9 protein-coding genes are annotated in these 18,702 nt (G+C 63.3%); 5 read left to right on the forward strand and 4 right to left on the reverse strand.

The genetic code is table 11. The features are described from left to right. Nucleotides 1-79: 79 nt before the first annotated feature. Both QMY55_RS02825 and QMY55_RS02830 read right to left on the reverse strand, forming a co-directional pair. Nucleotides 80-1,810 carry a cation acetate symporter gene (locus QMY55_RS02825; protein ID WP_283487190.1) on the reverse strand — a complete coding sequence of 577 codons (1,731 nt, stop codon included), beginning with the start codon at nt 1,808-1,810 and terminating at the stop codon, nt 80-82. 8 nt (nt 1,811-1,818) lie between these two features. Next, complete coding sequence (locus tag QMY55_RS02830) at nt 1,819-2,130, reverse strand: DUF485 domain-containing protein (protein ID WP_283487191.1); 312 nt, start codon at nt 2,128-2,130, stop codon at nt 1,819-1,821. A gap of 291 nt (nt 2,131-2,421) precedes the next feature. On the opposite strand from QMY55_RS02830, the gene QMY55_RS02835 reads away from it, so the two are divergent. The 5 genes from QMY55_RS02835 (at nt 2,422) to QMY55_RS02855 (ending at nt 16,554) form a co-directional block, all read left to right on the forward strand. Further along, nucleotides 2,422-4,104 carry an MFS transporter gene (locus QMY55_RS02835; protein ID WP_283487192.1) on the forward strand — a complete coding sequence of 561 codons (1,683 nt, stop codon included), beginning with the start codon at nt 2,422-2,424 and terminating at the stop codon, nt 4,102-4,104. Between the two features lie 245 nt (nt 4,105-4,349). Next, nucleotides 4,350-5,351: a porin gene (locus QMY55_RS02840; RefSeq protein ID WP_283487193.1), complete on the forward strand. Its 1,002-nt coding sequence runs from the start codon at nt 4,350-4,352 to the stop codon at nt 5,349-5,351. Nucleotides 5,352-5,714: 363 nt separating this feature from the next. Then, complete coding sequence (locus QMY55_RS02845; RefSeq protein ID WP_283487194.1) at nt 5,715-11,681, forward strand: excinuclease ABC subunit UvrA; 5,967 nt, start codon at nt 5,715-5,717, stop codon at nt 11,679-11,681. A 191-nt stretch (nt 11,682-11,872) separates the two neighbouring features. Further along, entirely contained in the window at nt 11,873-15,943 is a 4,071-nt protein-coding gene (locus QMY55_RS02850) for a Pls/PosA family non-ribosomal peptide synthetase (RefSeq protein ID WP_283487195.1), read from the forward strand. Beyond that, nucleotides 15,940-16,554, forward strand: coding sequence for a 4'-phosphopantetheinyl transferase family protein (locus tag QMY55_RS02855; RefSeq protein WP_283487196.1), 615 nt, complete (start codon nt 15,940-15,942; stop codon nt 16,552-16,554). Before QMY55_RS02850 ends, QMY55_RS02855 begins: the two co-directional genes overlap by 4 nt. Before the next feature lie 16 nt (nt 16,555-16,570). Here the strand turns inward: QMY55_RS02855 and QMY55_RS02860 are convergent, their stop codons facing one another. Together QMY55_RS02860 and QMY55_RS02865 are read right to left on the reverse strand one after the other, a co-directional pair. Then, the gene (locus QMY55_RS02860) at nt 16,571-17,083 is read right to left on the reverse strand and encodes a hypothetical protein (RefSeq protein WP_283487197.1); all 513 of its coding nucleotides are present in this window, start codon (nt 17,081-17,083) and stop codon (nt 16,571-16,573) included. A gap of 210 nt (nt 17,084-17,293) precedes the next feature. Then, nucleotides 17,294-18,580, reverse strand: a complete 1,287-nt coding sequence (locus QMY55_RS02865) for a TRAP transporter large permease (protein ID WP_283487198.1) — start codon at nt 18,578-18,580, stop codon at nt 17,294-17,296. Nucleotides 18,581-18,702: the final 122 nt, after the last annotated feature.

An 18,702-nucleotide genomic window follows, 5' to 3' on the forward strand; every position in this document is an offset into this window, starting at 1 on the left:
GGGGGCCGGCAATAAAAAAGCCGGACTCGAAAGCCCGGCTTGTAGTTGCAGCGCGCCCGTGGCCGCGCTGCAGGACGGGTTAGTGACCCGATGCGCGAGAGGCACCCAGACCGGTTTCCGAGCGCACTTGCTGCGCCGCAAAAGCCTCTTTCTCCTTGTCTGCCTGGCCGCTCTTGTCCAGCACCGAGAACAGCCACACGCCCACAAAACCGATGGTCATGGAGAACAGTGCGGGTGAGGTGTAGGGGAACCAGGCCGAGCCGGCAGGGTTGCCGAAAGTGGCTTCCCAGACCGATGGGGAAACAATGGTCAGGCCCACGGAAGAGATCAGACCCATGAAGCCGCCGATCACGGCGCCCTTGGTGGTGCAACCCTTCCACAGCACGGACAGCAGCAGCACGGGGAAGTTGGCCGATGCGGCAATCGCAAAGGCCAGTGCCACCATGAAGGCCACGTTCTGCTTCTCGAACACAATGCCCAGCAGCACGGCGATGGCGCCCAGGGTCAGAGTGGTCAGACGCGAGACCTTGAGTTCGGAGGCGCTGTCCGCCTTGCCGTTCTTGAAGACGGTGGCGTAGAGGTCATGCGACACGGCAGAGGCACCCGACAGCGTCAGACCTGCAACCACGGCCAGGATGGTGGCAAAGGCCACGGCCGAGATGAAGCCGTAGAACACATTGCCGCCCACGCTCTTGGCGACCAGCACGGCCGCCATATTGGCCGTGCCTGCACCGCCGAGGATCACGCCCTTGGCCGTGTCGGCCATTTCAGGGTTGGTGAGCACCATGGTGATGGCGCCAAAGCCGATGATGAAGATCAGGATGTAGAAGTAGCCGATCCACACGGTGGCCCAGCCCACGGATTTGCGGGCTTCCTTGGCATCAGGCACGGTGAAGAAACGCATCAGGATGTGGGGCAGACCCAGGGTGCCGAACATCAGCGCCATGCCGAAACTGATGGCGGAAATGGGGTCCTTGATGAAGCCGCCGGGGCCCATGATGGATAGCCCCAGCTTGGCCGCCACGTCAGGCTCCTTGCCGCCGGCTGCCGCGATCTCTGTCTTGACGCGCACGCCATCGGCAAACAGCTTTTCAAAGCTGAAGCCGTAGTGCGACATGATCATGAAGCCCATGAAAGTCACGCCAGCCAGCAGCATGCAGGCCTTGATGATCTGCACCCAGGTGGTGGCAGTCATGCCGCCGAACAGCACATAGACCATCATCAGCACGCCGACCAGCACCACGGCCACCCAGTAGTCCAGGCCGAACAGCAGCTTGATCAGCTGGCCTGCACCCACCATCTGTGCGATCAGATAGAAGGCCACGACCACCAGCGTGCCGCTGGCGGCAAACATGCGAAATGGCCCTTGGGCAAAGCGGTAGCCGGCCACGTCGGCAAAGGTGAACTTGCCCAGGTTGCGCAGGCGCTCGGCCAGCAGGAAGGTCAGGATGGGCCAGCCCACGAGAAAGCCGATGGAGTAAATCAGGCCGTCGTAGCCGCTCGTCATCACCTGGGCCGAAATGCCCAGGAAGGAGGCCGCTGACATGTAGTCGCCCGCAATGGCCAGGCCGTTCTGGAAGCCGGTAATGCCGCCGCCAGCCGTGTAGAAGTCCGCTGCGGATTTGGTGCGACCGGCAGCCCACTTGGTGATCCACAAAGTGGCCAGCACGAAGACCGTGAACATGATGATGGCAGTCCAGTTGGTGGACTGCTTGGCCGTATTGCCAATATCACCACCGGCTGCCAGGGCAGAGCCGGCAACCGAGAGCAGGAGAGATGTGGCCAGCGCAGGGATCAGCGCGCGTTGCATGGAGCTCTTCATTTCTGGGCGTCCTTCAGGATCTGCTGGGTCATCTGGTCGAACTCGTTGTTGGCGCGACGGATGTAGAACAGCGTGATGGCGATCGTGAAGATGATCACGAAGAGGGCAATCGGAATACCCAGTGTGGTGACGCCAGCGCTGCTCAGAGGCTGGGCCAGAAGCTCCTTGTCGAAAGCAATCAATGCCACATAGCCGTAGTAGACGACGAGCATCAGAATGGTCAGCGTGGAACCTAGCCGGTTGCGTTTGCGGCGCAATTCCTGGTAGACAGGATTGCGTTGAATTTTCTCAGTTGCCGAGTCAGTCACTTTGTCTCCTTGGGATGCGAGCTGCACGCTCTTTTCGAGATGAGTTGCTATGCAGGTCTGGCCATTCTGTGAAGCGCGTCTGACCGCCTCCTTACTTGCGATATGGGTGTTTTCACCGGGTTTTTCATATCGAAAAAAAGCGGATTCGGGTTAGTGCTGAGAGGGTCGGGAAAAGCCTTGTCTTGAATTTTTACAAATCGGTTTTTTGTAAGTTAGCGGTCAGTTGTCACTTTGATATTGGACAAACAGGTGGATTGGCAGCGCCTGATTTTTAAAATCTAGGAGACAAACATGGCCATCAACGCGACAGCAAACATGGGGGGGAAGTCGGCTCCACGGCCGATGAGCCCGGAGGAGCGCAAAGTGATCTTTGCGTCTTCGCTTGGAACGGTTTTCGAGTGGTACGACTTCTATCTGTATGGCTCGCTGGCGGCCATCATTGCCAAGCAGTTCTTCAGTGGACTGGATGCGGGCTCTGCCTTCATCTTCGCGCTGCTGGCCTTTGCCGCAGGCTTCATCGTGCGGCCCTTCGGCGCACTGGTGTTTGGCCGCCTGGGCGACATGATCGGTCGCAAGTACACCTTTCTGGTGACGATTCTGATCATGGGCCTGTCCACCTTCATCGTGGGCGTCCTGCCAACTTACGCCAGCATTGGCGTGGCTGCCCCCATCATCCTGATCGCACTGCGCATGCTGCAAGGCCTGGCGCTGGGCGGCGAGTATGGCGGCGCAGCAACCTATGTGGCGGAGCATGCGCCCGATGGCAAGCGTGGCGCCTACACCTCCTGGATTCAGACAACGGCCACGCTGGGGCTGTTCCTGTCGCTGCTGGTGATTCTGGGTGTACGCACCTCGCTGGGCGAAGAGGCGTTTGTTGACTGGGGCTGGCGCATTCCCTTCCTGGTGTCCATCCTGCTGCTGGGCGTCTCGGTCTGGATTCGTATGACGCTGTCCGAGTCGCCGGCCTTCCAGAAGATGAAGGCCGAAGGCAAAGTCTCCAAAGCGCCTTTGAAGGAGTCGTTTGGTCAGTGGAAGAACCTCAAGGTGGTGATCCTGGCTCTGCTGGGCTTGACCGCAGGTCAGGCCGTGGTCTGGTACACAGGCCAGTTCTACTCGCTGTTCTTCCTGACCCAGCAGCTCAAGGTCGACGCCGTGACTGCCAATCTGATGATCGCGGCCGCGCTGCTGATAGGTACGCCTTTCTTCGTGATCTTTGGCACGCTGTCGGACAAGATCGGCCGCAAGCCCATCATCATGCTGGGCTGCATTCTGGCCGTGTTGACCTACTTTCCCGCCTTCAAGGCTCTGACTGCAGCCGCCAACCCCGATCTGGCTGTGGCTCAGGCCAGGAACAAGGTCGTCATCGTGGCCGATCCGGCTGAATGCTCGTTCCAGTTCAATCCGACAGGTACAGCCAAGTTCACCAGTTCCTGCGATGTGGCCAAGCAGGCCCTGGCCAATCGTTCGGTAAGCTACGAAAGCGAAACGGCACCGGCTGGCACGCCAGCGGTTATCAAGATCGGCGACGACACCATTGCCAGCTATTCGCTGGCAGGCCTGGGTGCCGATGAACTCAAGGCCAAGGGGGCAGAGTTCAACAAGACCGTGACCGAAACCCTGAAGAAGGACGGTTATCCCGACAAGGCTGATCCCAGCAAGATGAACAAGCCTTTGATGGTCGCCATCCTGTTCTACCTGGTGCTGCTGGTGACCATGGTCTACGGCCCTATTGCCGCCATGCTGGTGGAACTGTTCCCCACGCGCATCCGCTACACGTCCATGAGCTTGCCCTATCACATCGGCAATGGCTGGTTTGGCGGTCTGTTGCCCACCATGTCCTTCGCCATCGTGGCGCAGACCGGCAATATGTATAACGGCCTCTGGTATCCCATCATCATCGCGGGCGTGACCGCCGTGATCGGTACGCTGTTCGTACCGGAAACCAAGAACCGCAATATCTACGCCGAAGACTGATCTTCAATGGGGGCCGCAGTTCCCGCGGCCTGCTCACCAAGGCCCGCGCAGCGCAAGCTCGCGGGCTTTTGCCATATTGCTGCGGTGTTTCAGTAGTGTGGCAACAAAGCATCAAACACTCATTTTTTTGAGACGCAAATCAAGCTTTTCCAAGGTGCGCACCTAGAATTGCTCCTAGCCGCGAGGGGGCCACAAACCTACAAGCCAATGCGGTGCACAACATATTTCAAGATCAGGAGCACTCAATGACCAAGATGACTCGCATCGCTCTGGCCGCACTGGCAGTGATGGGCGCAACTACTGCCATGGCACAGAGCAGCGTGACGCTGTATGGCCGTATCAACACCACTGTCGAGCGTCAGAAGATTGGTGATGTGAACAACACCAAGATGGAGAACAACGCGTCGCGTTGGGGCATCCGTGGTACCGAGGATTTGGGTGGAGGCCTGAAGGCTGGCTTCATTCTGGAAAGTGGCTTCAGTTCTGATACTGGTGCTGCTGCATCGACCTTCTTCGGTCGTCAAAGCGAACTGAATCTGTCCGGCAACTTCGGTATGCTGCGTCTGGGCAACTTCTTCCCCGAGTCGTACTTTGCTTCTGCTGACTATGTCAGCATGCACAACCACGATACCGGCACTTCCAGTGATGCCCTGTACCAAGATCCTAATTGGATGGGTGCTTCGGCTGGTGGCCAAGGCGGTGCCGGCGGCGTTGGTACTGGCAACAAGGTTGCTTACCGCACTCCTTCCATGGGTGGTTTCTGGGCCGAAGGTTCGGTTTCCCTGCACGAAAAGGCTGCAAGTACCAACAGCAAGAACGGCTACGATCTGGCTGCGAACTACAGCCAAGGCCCTCTGCATCTGGGTGCAGGCTACAGCCGCTGGGACGGCAACTGGCAGGCGTCTGTGCGCGGTCTGTACACCCTTGGTCAGCTGACTTTCGGCGGCTACTATCAGCGTAACGACGAAAACCTGCTGGGTTCGCGTAATAATTTCCGCCTGTCTGCCATGTACACCATGGGCGCATCCGAGTTCCACCTGAACGCCGGTCGTGCCAACAGCTGGAGCGAGCTGTCCAACTCCGCTGGTACTCAGTACACGCTGGGCTACAACTACAACCTGAGCAAGCGCACCAAGGTGTACGGTTACTACACTCGTGTGAATAACGGTGCCAATTCTTCGTACGGCTCTGGCGTTCGTGGTGCTGACTTCAGTTCCTTCGCTCTGGGTGTGCGTCACGCCTTCTAATTTGTGCACCGCGTAAGCGGTGTCTCCAGCAGCTGCAGCTGATAATGCAGACCATTACTCCAAGTTCATACCCCATGTCGCAAGGCATGGGGTTTTTTCTTGGGCGTTGTAGCCGATACCCGGTTTCTTCGATGAATGAATATGCCCCGAGGTGAGGCTGTGATTGGCTTGCAGCTCGCCATCTCGAGGTGGGTCGCAGCGGATGTCTGAGTGGAAAGCATGTTGAAGATACCGAGCCAGCCCAAGTAAATCCGTCACGCTGCTCCAGGCTCGCATTGGAAATGCGTTGGGCAATCACGTGCCAGCCTCAGGTGCTTGGCAAGACTGCCTAGAATGTTTGGCCTCTACTGAAGACCAAACACTATGACGCAGGGCCTGATTCGCATCCGTGGTGCACGCCAGCACAATCTCCGCAATCTGGATATCGACATCCGCACCGGCGAGCTCACGGTGGTGACAGGGCCCAGCGGTTCGGGCAAATCCAGCCTGGTGTTCGACACCCTGTATGCCGAAGGCCAGCGCCGCTATGTCGAGACATTCTCGGCCTATGCGCGCCAGTTCCTGGACCGCATGGACAAGCCGGCCGTGGACAAGGTCGAAGGCGTGCCGCCCGCGATCGCCATCGACCAGACGAATCCGGTGCGCAATTCGCGCTCCACGGTGGGCACGATGACCGAGCTCAACGACCACCTCAAGCTGCTGTTCGCGCGCGCCACCCAGCTGTTCGACCGCGAGACGGCCCAGCTGGTGCGTCACGACACGCCCGAGACCATCTACGCCGAGCTGGCCCGGCGCTGCGCGGCGGCGGGCGATCCGCGCATCGCCATCACCTTCCCGGTCGAGTTGCCAGCCAACACGTCGCCGGCCGAAGTGGAGCAATGGCTGTCGGCCAGCGGCTTCACCAAGGTGCAGGCCGAGCGCGAAGTGGAGCGCCACGCGGGAGAGGTACTGCGGGCCGGCGAAGTGCCCGCCAAGGGTGCGAAGAAGGCCAAGGCGGCGCCCGAGAAGATCAAGGTGCTTGACGTGGTGGCCGACCGTTTTCGTCTCGGCAAGGCAGAGCGCGCACGGGCCATGGAGGCCATCGAAGTCGGGCTCAAGCGTGGCAGCGGCAGGTTGACGGTTTACGTGCTGCCGGAAAGCGGTGAGGCAGATGCGGCCGAGCCAGAGCTGTGGAAATTCTCGCAAGGCCTGCATTGCCCCGAGAGCAACCTGTCCTATCACGAGCCGATTCCGTCCATGTTCTCGTTCAACTCGGCCGTGGGCGCCTGCGAGGCCTGCCGCGGCTTCGGACGGGTGATCGGCGTGGACTGGGGTCTGGTGATTCCCAACGACAAGCTCACGCTGCGCACCGGCGCCATCAAGCCCGTGCAGACGCCGGCCTGGAAGGAGATCCAGGACGATCTGATGCGCCATGCCGAGGCCGAAGGCATTCCGCGCGACACGGCCTGGGCCAAGCTGACCCAGGCGCAGAAGGACTGGGTCGTCGAAGGTTCGCCGAACTGGAACGGCAAGTGGAACCAGACCTGGTACGGCATACGGCGCTTCTTCGAATACCTGGAGAGCAAGGCCTACAAAATGCATATCCGGGTGCTGCTGTCCAAGTACCGCAGCTATACCGAATGCCCGACCTGTGGCGGCGCGCGCCTCAAGACCGAGAGCCTGCTGTGGCGCATCGGCAGCAAGCAGGCGGCGGACAGCGTGCTGTCCACCCATGGCGAGGGCGCCGAGGGCCGCTACCAGCGCTTCATGCCCCGGGGCACGGGCTGGAGCCGCGAGCAGCTCGACAGCCTGCCGGGCCTGTGCCTGCACGACCTGATGCGCCTGCCGATCACACGCTTGCGCGATTTCTTCGCGCAGCTGGCGCCCGGCACCGCGGCCGACAGGAGCGATGGCGATGCACAGGCGCTACGCATGCTGCACGAGGAGATCATGACGCGCGTGCAGTACCTGTGCGACGTGGGCATTGGCTACCTCACGCTGGACCGGCAAAGCCGCACGCTCTCGGGCGGCGAGGTGCAGCGCATCAACCTGACCACGGCCCTGGGCACCTCGCTGGTCAACACGCTGTTCGTGCTCGATGAGCCTTCCATCGGCCTGCACCCGCGCGACATGGAGCGCATCACCGAGGCCATGCAGCGCCTGCGCGACGCGGGCAACACCCTGGTGGTGGTGGAGCACGACCCGGCCGTGATGTTCGCGGCCGACCGCATGATCGACATGGGGCCGGGCCCCGGTGCGCGCGGCGGCCAGATCGTGTTCGACGGCACGCCCGAGGAACTGCGCCAGGCCGACACGCTGACCGGCGCCTACCTGGGCGGACGCAAGCAAGTGGGCTTCGGCTTCAAGCGCATGGTGACCGAATCCACGCCGCGCCTGATCCTCGAAGGCGCGCGCGAACACAATCTGCAGGGCATCAGCGTGGAGTTCCCGCTGCAGCGCCTGGTGACCATCACCGGTGTCTCGGGCTCGGGCAAGTCCACGCTGATCCAGGATGTGCTGGTGCCGGCGCTGATGCGCCACTTCGGCAAGCCTACCGAATCGGCGGGCGCGTTCGAGCGCCTGATGGGCGCCGACCATCTGGCCGACGTGATGTTCGTGGACCAGTCGCCCATCGGCAAGACGGCGCGCTCCAATCCCGTGAGCTATGTGGGCGCTTGGGATGCGATCCGCGAGCTGTTCGCGGTGGCGCCGCTGTCGCGCCAGCGCGGCTACACGGCCGCCAAGTTCAGCTTCAACAGCGGCGACGGCCGCTGCCCCACCTGCGGCGGCTCGGGCTTCGAGCATGTGGAGATGCAGTTCCTTTCGGACGTGTACCTGCGCTGCCCGGACTGCAACGGCTTGCGCTACCGGCCCGAAATCCTCGAGATCACGATAGAGCGCGGCGACCGGGCCTTGAACGTGGCCGATGTCCTGGAGCTCACCGTGGCCGAGGCGGCCCTTCTCTTCTCCCAGGATAGAGACGTGATCCGTGCGCTGCAGCCGATTGTCGACGTGGGCCTGGAGTATGTGAAGCTGGGCCAGCCCGTGCCCACGCTCAGCGGGGGCGAGGCGCAGCGCCTCAAGCTCGCGGGCTTCCTGGCCGAGGCGGCCAAGGCGCAGTCCAAGAGCAAGCAGTCGCTGGCCAAAAAGGGCACGCTGTTCCTGTTCGACGAGCCGACCACGGGCCTGCACTTCGAGGACATCGCCAAGCTTATGCGCGCGCTGAGGAAGCTTCTGGAGGCCGGCCATTCGCTGATCGTGATCGAGCACAACCTCGACGTGATCCGCGCCAGCGACTGGCTGATCGACCTGGGCCCCGAAGGCGGCGACGGCGGCGGCCTGGTCGTGGCCGAAGGCACGCCCGAGGACGTGCGGCACGCCCCCGGCTCGCACACGGCCCAGGCCCTGCGCGAGTACGACCTGGCCATGGGCGTGGGCGGCGAGGCCGTGCGCGAGGTGGCGCCCATGCTCTACAAGCCCGAGCGCAAGGCCAGGGCCAGCCAGGCGCCGCAGGCCAAGAATGCGATCGAGATCGTCAATGCCAAGGAGCACAATCTCAAGAATCTCAGCGTCGATGTTCCGCGCGGCAAGTTCAACGTGGTGACTGGCGTTTCGGGTTCGGGCAAGTCCACGCTGGCCTTCGATATCCTGTTCAACGAAGGCCAGCGCCGCTATCTCGAATCGCTGAATGCCTATGCGCGCTCCATCGTGCAGCCCGCGGGGCGGCCCGAGGTCGATGCGGTCTACGGCATTCCACCCACGGTGGCCATCGAGCAGCGTCTGTCGCGCGGCGGACGCAAGTCCACCGTGGGCACGACCACCGAGGTCTGGCATTTCCTGCGCCTGCTCTACGTGAAGCTGGGCGTGCAGCATTGCATCCACGACGATGCCATCGTGCAGCCGCAGACCGAGGAAAGCATTGCCGCCCAGCTGATGACGAACTTCCGCGGCCAGACCATAGGCCTGCTGAGCCCCCTGGTGGTCAACCGCAAGGGCGTCTATACCGAGCTGGCCGACTGGGCGCGACCGCGCGGCTACACGCATCTGCGCGTGGACGGCGAGTTTCTGCCGACTACGGGTTTTCCACGCATCGACCGTTTCAAGGAGCACACCATCGAGCTGCCCGTGGCCAGCGTGACGGTGACGGCCGCCAACGAGGGCGAGGTACGCGCGCATCTGCGCCAGGCGCTGGAGATCGGCAAGGGCGTGCTGCACGTGCTCTCGGGTCTGGAGAACTTGGCCGAGGCCATGCAGGGCGGGCAAAGCACGGCGGGCATAGGCAATCTGCAGGTGTTTTCCACCCAGCGCGCCTGCCCGGTCTGCGCCACCAGCTATGCCGAGCTGGACCCGCGGCTGTTCTCGTACAACAGCAAGCATGGCTGGTGCCCCGACTGCGTGGGCACGGGCGTGAAGCTGAGCAAGGACCAGCGCAAGGTCTATGACGACACGCTGCTGGCCGACGACAACCGCGGCCGCGAGGTGAAGTTCGAGGGCCAGGAGGTGGAAGACCTGGCCGAGGTCGAATGCCCGACCTGCCACGGCACGCGCCTGAACCCCACGGCGCGCGCGGTGAAGTTCCACGGCACGGGCATTACCGACATTGCCCGGCTGTCCGTGTCCGACGTGCGCCGCTGGGTACAGGCGCTGGCGTTGTCGGGCCGTGAAAGCGATATCGCGCGCGACCTGATTCCCGAAATCCAGAGCCGTCTTGAATTCCTCGAGGAAGTGGGCCTGGGTTATCTCACGCTGGACCGCGGCGCGCCCACGCTCTCCGGCGGCGAAGCCCAGCGCATCCGCCTGGCGGCCCAGCTGGGCAGCAATCTGCAAGGGGTCTGCTACGTGCTGGACGAGCCCACCATCGGCCTGCATGCGCGCGACAACCAGATCCTGCTCAACGCCCTGCACAAGCTCGGCGACAAGGGCAATACGCTGGTCGTCGTGGAGCACGACGAGGACACCATACGCCGCGCCGACCACATCATCGACATCGGCCCCAGCGCCGGCATACGCGGCGGGCGCCTGGTGGCCCAGGGCACGGCGGCCGACATCATGGCGGCCGGGGATTCGGTCACGGGCCGCTATCTGCTGCATGCCATGCGCCATCCGTTCCAGCCGCGCCGCTGGGTGGGCGAGGGCGAGCCGCCCGCAGCGGCAGATACTGCTCTGAAAACGGAAGCGGCTGCCGCAGAGCAGGAGGTCGTTGCGGAGGTAAAAGCCTCCAAGACCCGCAAGAAGAAGGCGCCAGCTGCTACGGAAGTTGAAGCGGCGCCGGAATCCTCTGGGCTCAAGTGGCTGAGCGTGCTCGGCGCCCATATGCACAACCTGCAGAACGTGGATGCGCGCGTGCCGCTGGAGCGGCTGGTGGCGGTGACGGGCGTCTCGGGCTCGGGCAAGTCCACCCTGGCGCGCGACGTGCTGCTGGCCAATGTGGCGGCCTGGGTGGGCCAGCGCGCCACCAAGGCCGGGCGCGACGCGATGGATGCCGGCAAGGCGCCGCCGCTGGTGGGCTGCAAGGGCCTGCAGGGCTTCGAGACCGTGGACCGCGTGCTCGAGGTGGACCAGACGCCGATCGGCAAGACGCCGCGCTCCTGCCCGGCCACCTACATCGGCTTCTGGGACACCATCCGCAAGCTGTTCGCCGAGACGCTGGAGGCCAAGGCGCGCGGCTATGCGGCCGGGCGCTTCTCGTTCAACACCGGCGAAGGCCGCTGCCCGGCCTGTGAAGGCCAGGGCATGCGCACCATCGAGATGAGCTTTCTGCCCGATGTGAAAGTGCCTTGCGAGGTCTGCCACGGCGCACGCTTCAATCCCGAGACCCTGGCCGTGACCTGGCGCGGCAAGAGCATTGGCGATGTGCTGCAGATGGAGGTCGACGAGGCCGTGGAGTTCTTCGCCTCCATGCCCAGCATCGCCCACCCGCTGCAGCTCTTGAAGGACGTGGGCCTGGGCTATCTGACTCTGGGTCAGCCTTCGCCCACGCTCTCGGGCGGCGAGGCCCAGCGCATCAAGCTGGTGACCGAACTGACCAAGGTGCGCGACGACGTGACCCGGCGCGGCCAGAAGGCGCCGCACACGCTGTACGTGCTCGACGAGCCCACGGTAGGCCTGCACATGGCCGACGTGGACAAGCTGATCCGCGTGCTGCATCGCCTGGTCCACGCGGGCCACAGCGTGATCGTGATCGAGCACGACCTCGACGTGATCGCCGAGGCCGACTGGATCATCGACCTGGGCCCCGAAGGCGGCAGGGACGGCGGCCGTATCGTCGCGGCCGGCACGCCCGAGGATCTGGTGCTGGCCGCAACCCATACCGGCAAGGCGCTGGCGCCCGTGCTGGCGCGTACTGCCTAGGGCTAAGACCGTCAGGCAATGGTTGCGCAATATCCACACATTTCCGGGGAGCCGCCTCCATCAATGTAAATATTGCGCAATGCGGCTGTCAGCAACTGCCCAGGCCACGCCCAAAGTCAATAATGGCGGGCAGAGAAGAGCGGCGCCACTAGGTTCGGATGCAAGGTTGCACCGGGTAAGCCGTTGATGCCATGTCCGACACCATTGTTTTGCGCGGGCCCGAGAGGCTGGATTTTTTGTGCCAGGAGGTGCTGGCCGATATTTTTGAAGCAACTGCCCTGGCCCATCCAGAGCAGATTGCGTTGATCGAAGGGCAGGGCGAGCAGCTGAGGCAGCGCAGCTATGCCGAGCTGGATGGCGATGCCAGCCGTGCCGCACATAGGCTGATCGAGGCCGGCATACGCCCCGGCGACATGGTGGGCCTGTGGCTGCCGCGGGGCATCGAACTCCTGACCTTGCAGCTGGCCATTGCCAAGACCGGCGCGGCCTGGTTGCCCTTCGATGCCGAAACTCCGCTGGAGCGCATTGCCACCTGCCTGGAGGACGCCAGTGCCAAGGCGCTATTGATTGCAGAGCGCAGGACGCAGGATGTACAGGCGCAAGCCGATATTTCAGCGCAGATATTCACCGAGGCGGAGCTGCTTGCGGCGCTGCCGGCAGAAGCGCCATTGCGCCGCCGCGAAGGCGCTTTGCCCGAGCATCCGGCCTATGTGATCTACACCAGCGGCTCCACCGGCAAGCCCAAGGGCATAGCTATCACCCAGGGCAGCATCTGCCACTTTCTGCGCAGCGAGAACGCGCGCCTGGGCGTGCGCCGGGATGACAAGGTCTACCAGGGCTTCTCGGTGGCCTTCGACATGTCGTTCGAGGAGATCTGGATCAGCTATCTTGTAGGTGCCACGCTGTGGCTGGCGCCGCGCGAGATCGCCGGCGACCCCGAGGCCCTGCCGCGCGCGCTGATGGAGCAGCAGGTCACGGTGCTGCATGCCGTGCCCACGCTGCTGGCGCTGTTCGCGCAGGATGTGCCGAATCTGCGCCTCATCAACCTTGGCGGCGAGATGTGTCCGGAGTCGCTGGTGGCGCGCTGGGCCAACGCCTCGCGTCAGATGTTCAATACCTATGGGCCTACCGAGGCCACGGTGTCCGCCAGCCTGGCCGAACTCAAGGCGGGCGAGCCTGTGACGATTGGGACGCCGCTGCCCAATTACAGCCTGGTCGTGGTGCAGGTGATAGAGGCCGACAGCTTTCCGGCTGGTACGGCGCCCAAGCTGATAGGCCTGCCTCAGGGCGAAGTGGGCGAGCTGTGCATTACCGGCCCCGGCGTGGCAGCAGGTTATCTGGGGCGGCCCGAGCTGACGGCAGAGAAGTTTCTGAGCAACCCCTGGGCCAACGGTCCGCATGACACCCGCCTGTACCGCACCGGCGACCTGGCCCGTATTGACGAGCAGGGGCAGATTCACTGCCTGGGCCGTGCCGACGACCAGATCAAGATTCGCGGCTTCCGTGTGGAGCTGGGCGAGATCGAGGCCGTGCTGGCCCAGCAGCCTGGCGTGGGAACGACGGCGGTGCTATTGCGCCGTGACGATGGCATGGATCAGTTGGTGGCCTTCTATGTACCCACCGACGAGCCCTGTACCGCCAATCAGCTGCGCGCTGCGCTGGCCGACCGCCTGCCGCCCTATATGGTGCCCGCGCGTTTCGAGGTGCTGGCCGAGATGCCGCGCCTGACCTCGGGCAAGATCGATCGCAAGGCTCTCAAGGCCATGGAGCTGTCCCAGGCTGCAGCTCCCACGGACTCCGATACGCCGCAGACAGAGGCTGAGCAAGTGCTGTTTGCAGCGCTGGCGCAGATTTTCCCGGGGCAGGCGATTCGGCGCAGCCAGGACTTTTTCAGCGATCTTGGCGGGCATTCGCTGTTCGCCGCACGTTTGACATCGCTGCTGCGTGCCGATCCACGCTTTGCACAAGCCACCGTCAGCACGGTCTATCAGCAGCGCAAGGTGGGCCTGATTGCCGAGGCCTTGCAGGCCGCCATGACGGTGGGCGGTGCTGCCGAGCAACAGCGTCCCTTCCGCATTCATTCGGCGTGGCGGCGCTGGCGCTGCGGTGCGGCGCAGTCGGTGGCGATTCCGCTCTTGGTGTTGATCAAGATGGCGCAGTGGCTGGCACCGTTCTTCACCTACCACTTCTTCACCGGCGACGAGAGCGATTCAGTCTGGTTTGCCGTGGCCATGTCGGTGCTGGCCTTTGCTGTTGCCACGCTGGCCGAATTCGCCATCGCCTGGGCCGGCAAATGGCTGGTGGCCGGGCGCCTCAAGCCCGGGCGTTACCCGCTATGGGGGCTGACCTATTTCCGCTGGTGGTTTGCCGACCGTCTGGTGGAAGCGGTGCCGATTGCCATGATCACGGGCTCCTCGCTGCACCCGCTATGGCTGCGTGCCCTGGGCGCCAAGGTGGGGCGTGAGACCAATCTGGGGTCGATGACGGTGCGCGCGCCCGACCTGCTGAGCATCGGCGACGGCGCAAGCATAGGCAATGCCGTGAATCTGGAAAACGCGCGCGTCGAAGGCGGCGAGCTGGTGCTGGGCCGCATCGAGATCGGCAACGAAGTCTGCATAGGCTCGTATGTGGTGATAGAGGGCAATAGCCGGCTTGAAGATTGGGCGCATCTTGAGGGCCAGTCCGCTCTGGCGGATGGCTCGGTACAGCCCGCGCGCAGCGTGTGGGCGGGCTCGCCCGCGCGTGCCAAAGGCGTTTTTGACCCCGCCAGCCTGGAGCCCCGGCAGACGGCCAGCTTGCTTCGCCAGGGGCTGGAGATGCTGGCCTACGTCCTTGGCGGGCTGCTGGTGGCAACCCTGTTCTTCATGCCGGTGTTTCCAACCTTCATGCTGATCGACATACTGGATATCGACGCCATTTCCGTACGTCCCTTGCTGGAGCAGGGGGTGGTCGATGCGGGCGGAGCCTTTATCCTGCGCCTGCTCAAATTCTTCATGCTGGCTCTGCCATCCAGCCTGGTGCTGGTGGCTTGCACGGTGCTGGTGGCGGCGCTGGTGCGCTATCTGTTCCTGCCCAGAACCAAGGCCGGTACCTGGTCGGTACACAGCGGCCGCTATCTGGGCAAGTGGATGGTCAACCAGATTCAGGAGGCGAGCCTGGGCACGCTGCATGGCATCTATGCCACCGTGTATTCATCGACCTGGTACAGGCTGCTGGGTGCCAAGGTGGGCAAGCAGACCGAGCTGTCCACCGCGCTGGGCGTGGTGCCCGATATGCTGACCCTGGGCGACGAATGCTTTGTGGCCGATGCGGTGATGCTGGGCGACGAGCAGATCGATGGCGGCTGGATGACGGTCAAGCCCACGGTGGTCTCGCGCCGCAGCTTCATCGGCAACGGAGCCTATGTGCCCGACGGCTCGACCATTCCCGAAAACGTGCTCATCGGCGTCATGACGGCCGTGCCGCGCAATGCCGATATGAAAGACGGCGACACCTGGCTGGGCTCTCCGGCCATCAACCTCGCTGCCCGTGAAGTGGCCCAGGGCTACCCAGAGCATCTGACCTTTGCGCCATCGCCCTGGCGGCGGCTGGGGCGCGGTCTGGTGGAGGCTGCGCGCATTGCCGTTCCTCATGCGGTCGTCATTGCCGTCGGCTATGCGATTGTGCTTGATGCGATGCCGCTGGCATCCGAAGGGCGCTGGGGCGCCGTGGTGCTGGATCTGGCCGTGGCCGGCATCATCTTCGGCATGGTGGCCTTCTTCGTCGTGGCCTTGTTCAAATGGCTTGCCGTCAGGCGCTATGCCAAGACCGCCGTGCCCATGTGGACGCCGTTTGTCTGGCTCTCCGAGGCTGCGACCAATATGTACGAAGGCCTGGCCATCCCCAACTTTCTGCGCTATCTGCGCGGCACACCCTGGCTGCCGCTGGCCATGAATCTGATGGGCAGCAGGGTTGCCGCCAGCGCCTGGCTGGATACCACGGACATCACCGAGCATGACTGCGTGACCATAGGCGAGCACAGCGAACTCAATGCACTGTGCTGTCCGCAGACCCATCTGTTTGAAGACCGGGTGATGAAGATCGACCATGTGGTCATCGGCAAGCGCGTGACCATGGGCGCGCGCTGCACCGTGCTTTACAGCGCAAGCGTGGGTGACGATGTGCAACTGGGCCCGCTGACGCTGGTGATGAAGGGCGAAGCCCTGCCAGCCCGCACCCGCTGGGAGGGGGCTCCCGCAGCGCCCATGCGGCAGCCTGCATGATGCAGATCCAGACCTGCGAGCTTGTGGGCGAGGCACCGGTCGGATGGCCTCGGTTGCGGCTGGTGAAGGGTCTGGATGCTCGGGATCGCGACAGTGCCCGGCTGCAGGCCAGGGCAGCGCTGCGCAGCTGTCTGGCGCTGGAGCTGGGCTGTGCCGAGGCCGAGCTGGAGATCAGCAATCTTCGCAACCAGCCACCGCGATTGCGACTGCACGGACAACGGCTGGATGAGCTGCATTGCTCCATCAGCCATGCGCCGGGGCTGGCGCTGCTGGCCTGGCACCGGGGGGGCGCGGTGGGAGTGGATATTCAGGCCGTGGATGAAGGCATGCCCCGTGCAGAGCTCGAAGCAGTGGCTCGGCTTTTCTTGCCGCCAAAAGTGGTTGAGATGCTTTCGGATACTGCGGAAGGTGCTCTGTTTTTTGAAGAGTTTGCAGGCGCCTGGGCGCAGCAGGAGGCACAGCTCAAATGCGCGGGACTGGGCCTGGTGGAATGGAGTGCAGAGCTGCAGGCCCGGTTGACAGGTATGAGCTGTGCTTCGCTGTCCTTGGCGCAAAGCCACGCAGCAGCCGTGGCCTGGTGGCCTGCAGCCGACGAGGAAGCGCTCGCCTGACACGCAGAAGCCCAGGTCACTGCATCCAGCCACCGCGCTGGGCATGGATGCGGGTCCAGGCATCGTCCAGGCGGTTGTTATGGATTTCGCAGGAGGCTTGCTTGTTGGCTGCGCCCTCGGAAAAAGCTCCCCATTGATTCATGGTGGAGAAGCGCACGGGAATGGTGATGGTCAGCACCCGCTTGTCCTTGGTGTAGTCCAGATACTGGGTATCGGGCGGCAGCTGCATCTGCTTTTTGTACCAGTCCAGGCAGAGCCGGGCTTCGTGTTCGTAGACCGATGCGGGCAGATGGTTCGGTGGCGGCGGCAGAGGCTGGCTGGGCTCCTGAGGGATGGAGACGACATGGCCGCTGCCCGATAGCGGTGCGTTCTGCAAAGGGGGCGCGGGCGCAATGCTGGCGCTGCTGCTGCCTGCCGGGCAGGCTGTATCCTGATACCAGATGCGGCCACCGCTTTCACAGCGTTGAATGGCCGAGGCCAGAGGGCTCAGGCAGGTGAGCAGCGCAAAGGGCAGCAGCAGTTTTTTCATGAGGATACCCGTGGCAACGTGAATCAGCTCATTGTCCGGAAGATGGTCGCTGGAACGATTGCAGATTTCCTGCCGGCATGAAAAATGACCCCCATGCTCCCCACTTCGTGTGGTCGCTGCCCCCAAGGGGGCAGCTTTTTCATCTTGGGGCGGCCCGGCGATGAAAAAAGGCTGCCATAAGTCAGCCTTTTTGTCTGGACGCGGTGATGCTTACTGGAAGCCCAGCGTATGCGGCAGCCAGGTCGACAGTGCGGGGATGAAGGTCAGCATGCATAGCACGACGAAGTGGGCCAGCAGGAACAGCGGCATCTCGCGCGTGAGATCGGTGATGGAGACACGTGTGGCCACCGAGGTCACGAACAGCAGGCCGCCCACGGGCGGCGTGATCATGCCCAGCGTCAGGTTGACGATCACCACCATGGCAAAGTGCGTGGGGTCTATGCCCAGGGTGAAGGCGATGGGCGCCAGTATGGGCACCAGAATCATCACGCCGGGCAGCGGCTCCATGAAGATGCCGAAGACCAGCAGCAGAATGTTCACGGCAATCAGGAACATGGTGGGCGAGAGTTCCCAGCTCACGATCAGCTCGGACAGGTATTGCGGAATGCCTTCCACGGTCAGCACCCAGGCAAAGGCCGCCGAGGTGGCCATGACCAGCAGCACCGAGGCCGTGAGCATGGCCGAACGGGCCAGAATGCCGGGCACGGCCGACCATTGCAGCGTGCGGTAAATCCACTTGCCGCAGATCAGCGCATAGAACACGGCGACCACCGAAGCCTCGGTGGGCGTGAAGATACCGAAGCGGATGCCGACCACGATGAGCACGATGAGCAGCAGCGCCGGAATGGCCTTGAAGCTGTTGACCCACATTTCGCGCGCGCTGGGGCGGGGCTCGGTAGAGCGGTAGTCGCGCTTCTTGCACACCCACCAGTTCACTGCCGCCATGGCCAGCGCGATCAGGATGCCGGGGATGAAGCCGGCCATGAACAGGCCGCCGACCGAGACATGCTCGTCCTGCAGCGCATAGATGATCATGCTGACCGAGGGCGGGATGATGGGGCCGACGATGGCAGTGCTGGCCGTCAGCGCGGCCGCGTAGGGACGGCTGTAGCCGGCCTTGTCCATCATCTTGACCATCATGGAGCCGGGACCGGCCGCGTCGGCCAGGGCCGAGCCCGAGATGCCCGAGAACAGCGTCAGCGACAGCACATTGGCATAGCCCAGGCCGCCACGCAGATGGCCGACAAACTGGGCCGCAAAGCGCAGCAGCACATGCGTGAGTGCGCCGCCCGACATCAGCTCGGCTGCCAGGATGAAGAAGGGCACGGCCATCAGCGGAAAGCTGTCTATGCCCGTGAACATTTCCTTGAAGACGATCAGCTGTGGATAACGTCCGCCGACAAAGACTGCAAGGGCTGCCGAGATGGCCAGCGCAAACGCCACCGGAAAGCCCAGCGTGAGCAGGACGACGATGGCAACAAATAAAGTGATACCCATGATGTTTCAACCGATCAGTGATTCGTGGCGCAATGCATAAAACTGGCCTGACCCAAGCCAGAGACAGCGAGCAAGGGCCTGGGCCGGCCGCGCCGCCCCGCAGCTAGGCTGTCGTCCCCCTT

Origin of the sequence: Comamonas resistens (genome assembly GCF_030064165.1) — a bacterium.
In the GTDB taxonomy this organism is placed as follows: Bacteria; Pseudomonadota; Gammaproteobacteria; order Burkholderiales; family Burkholderiaceae_C; genus Comamonas; species Comamonas resistens.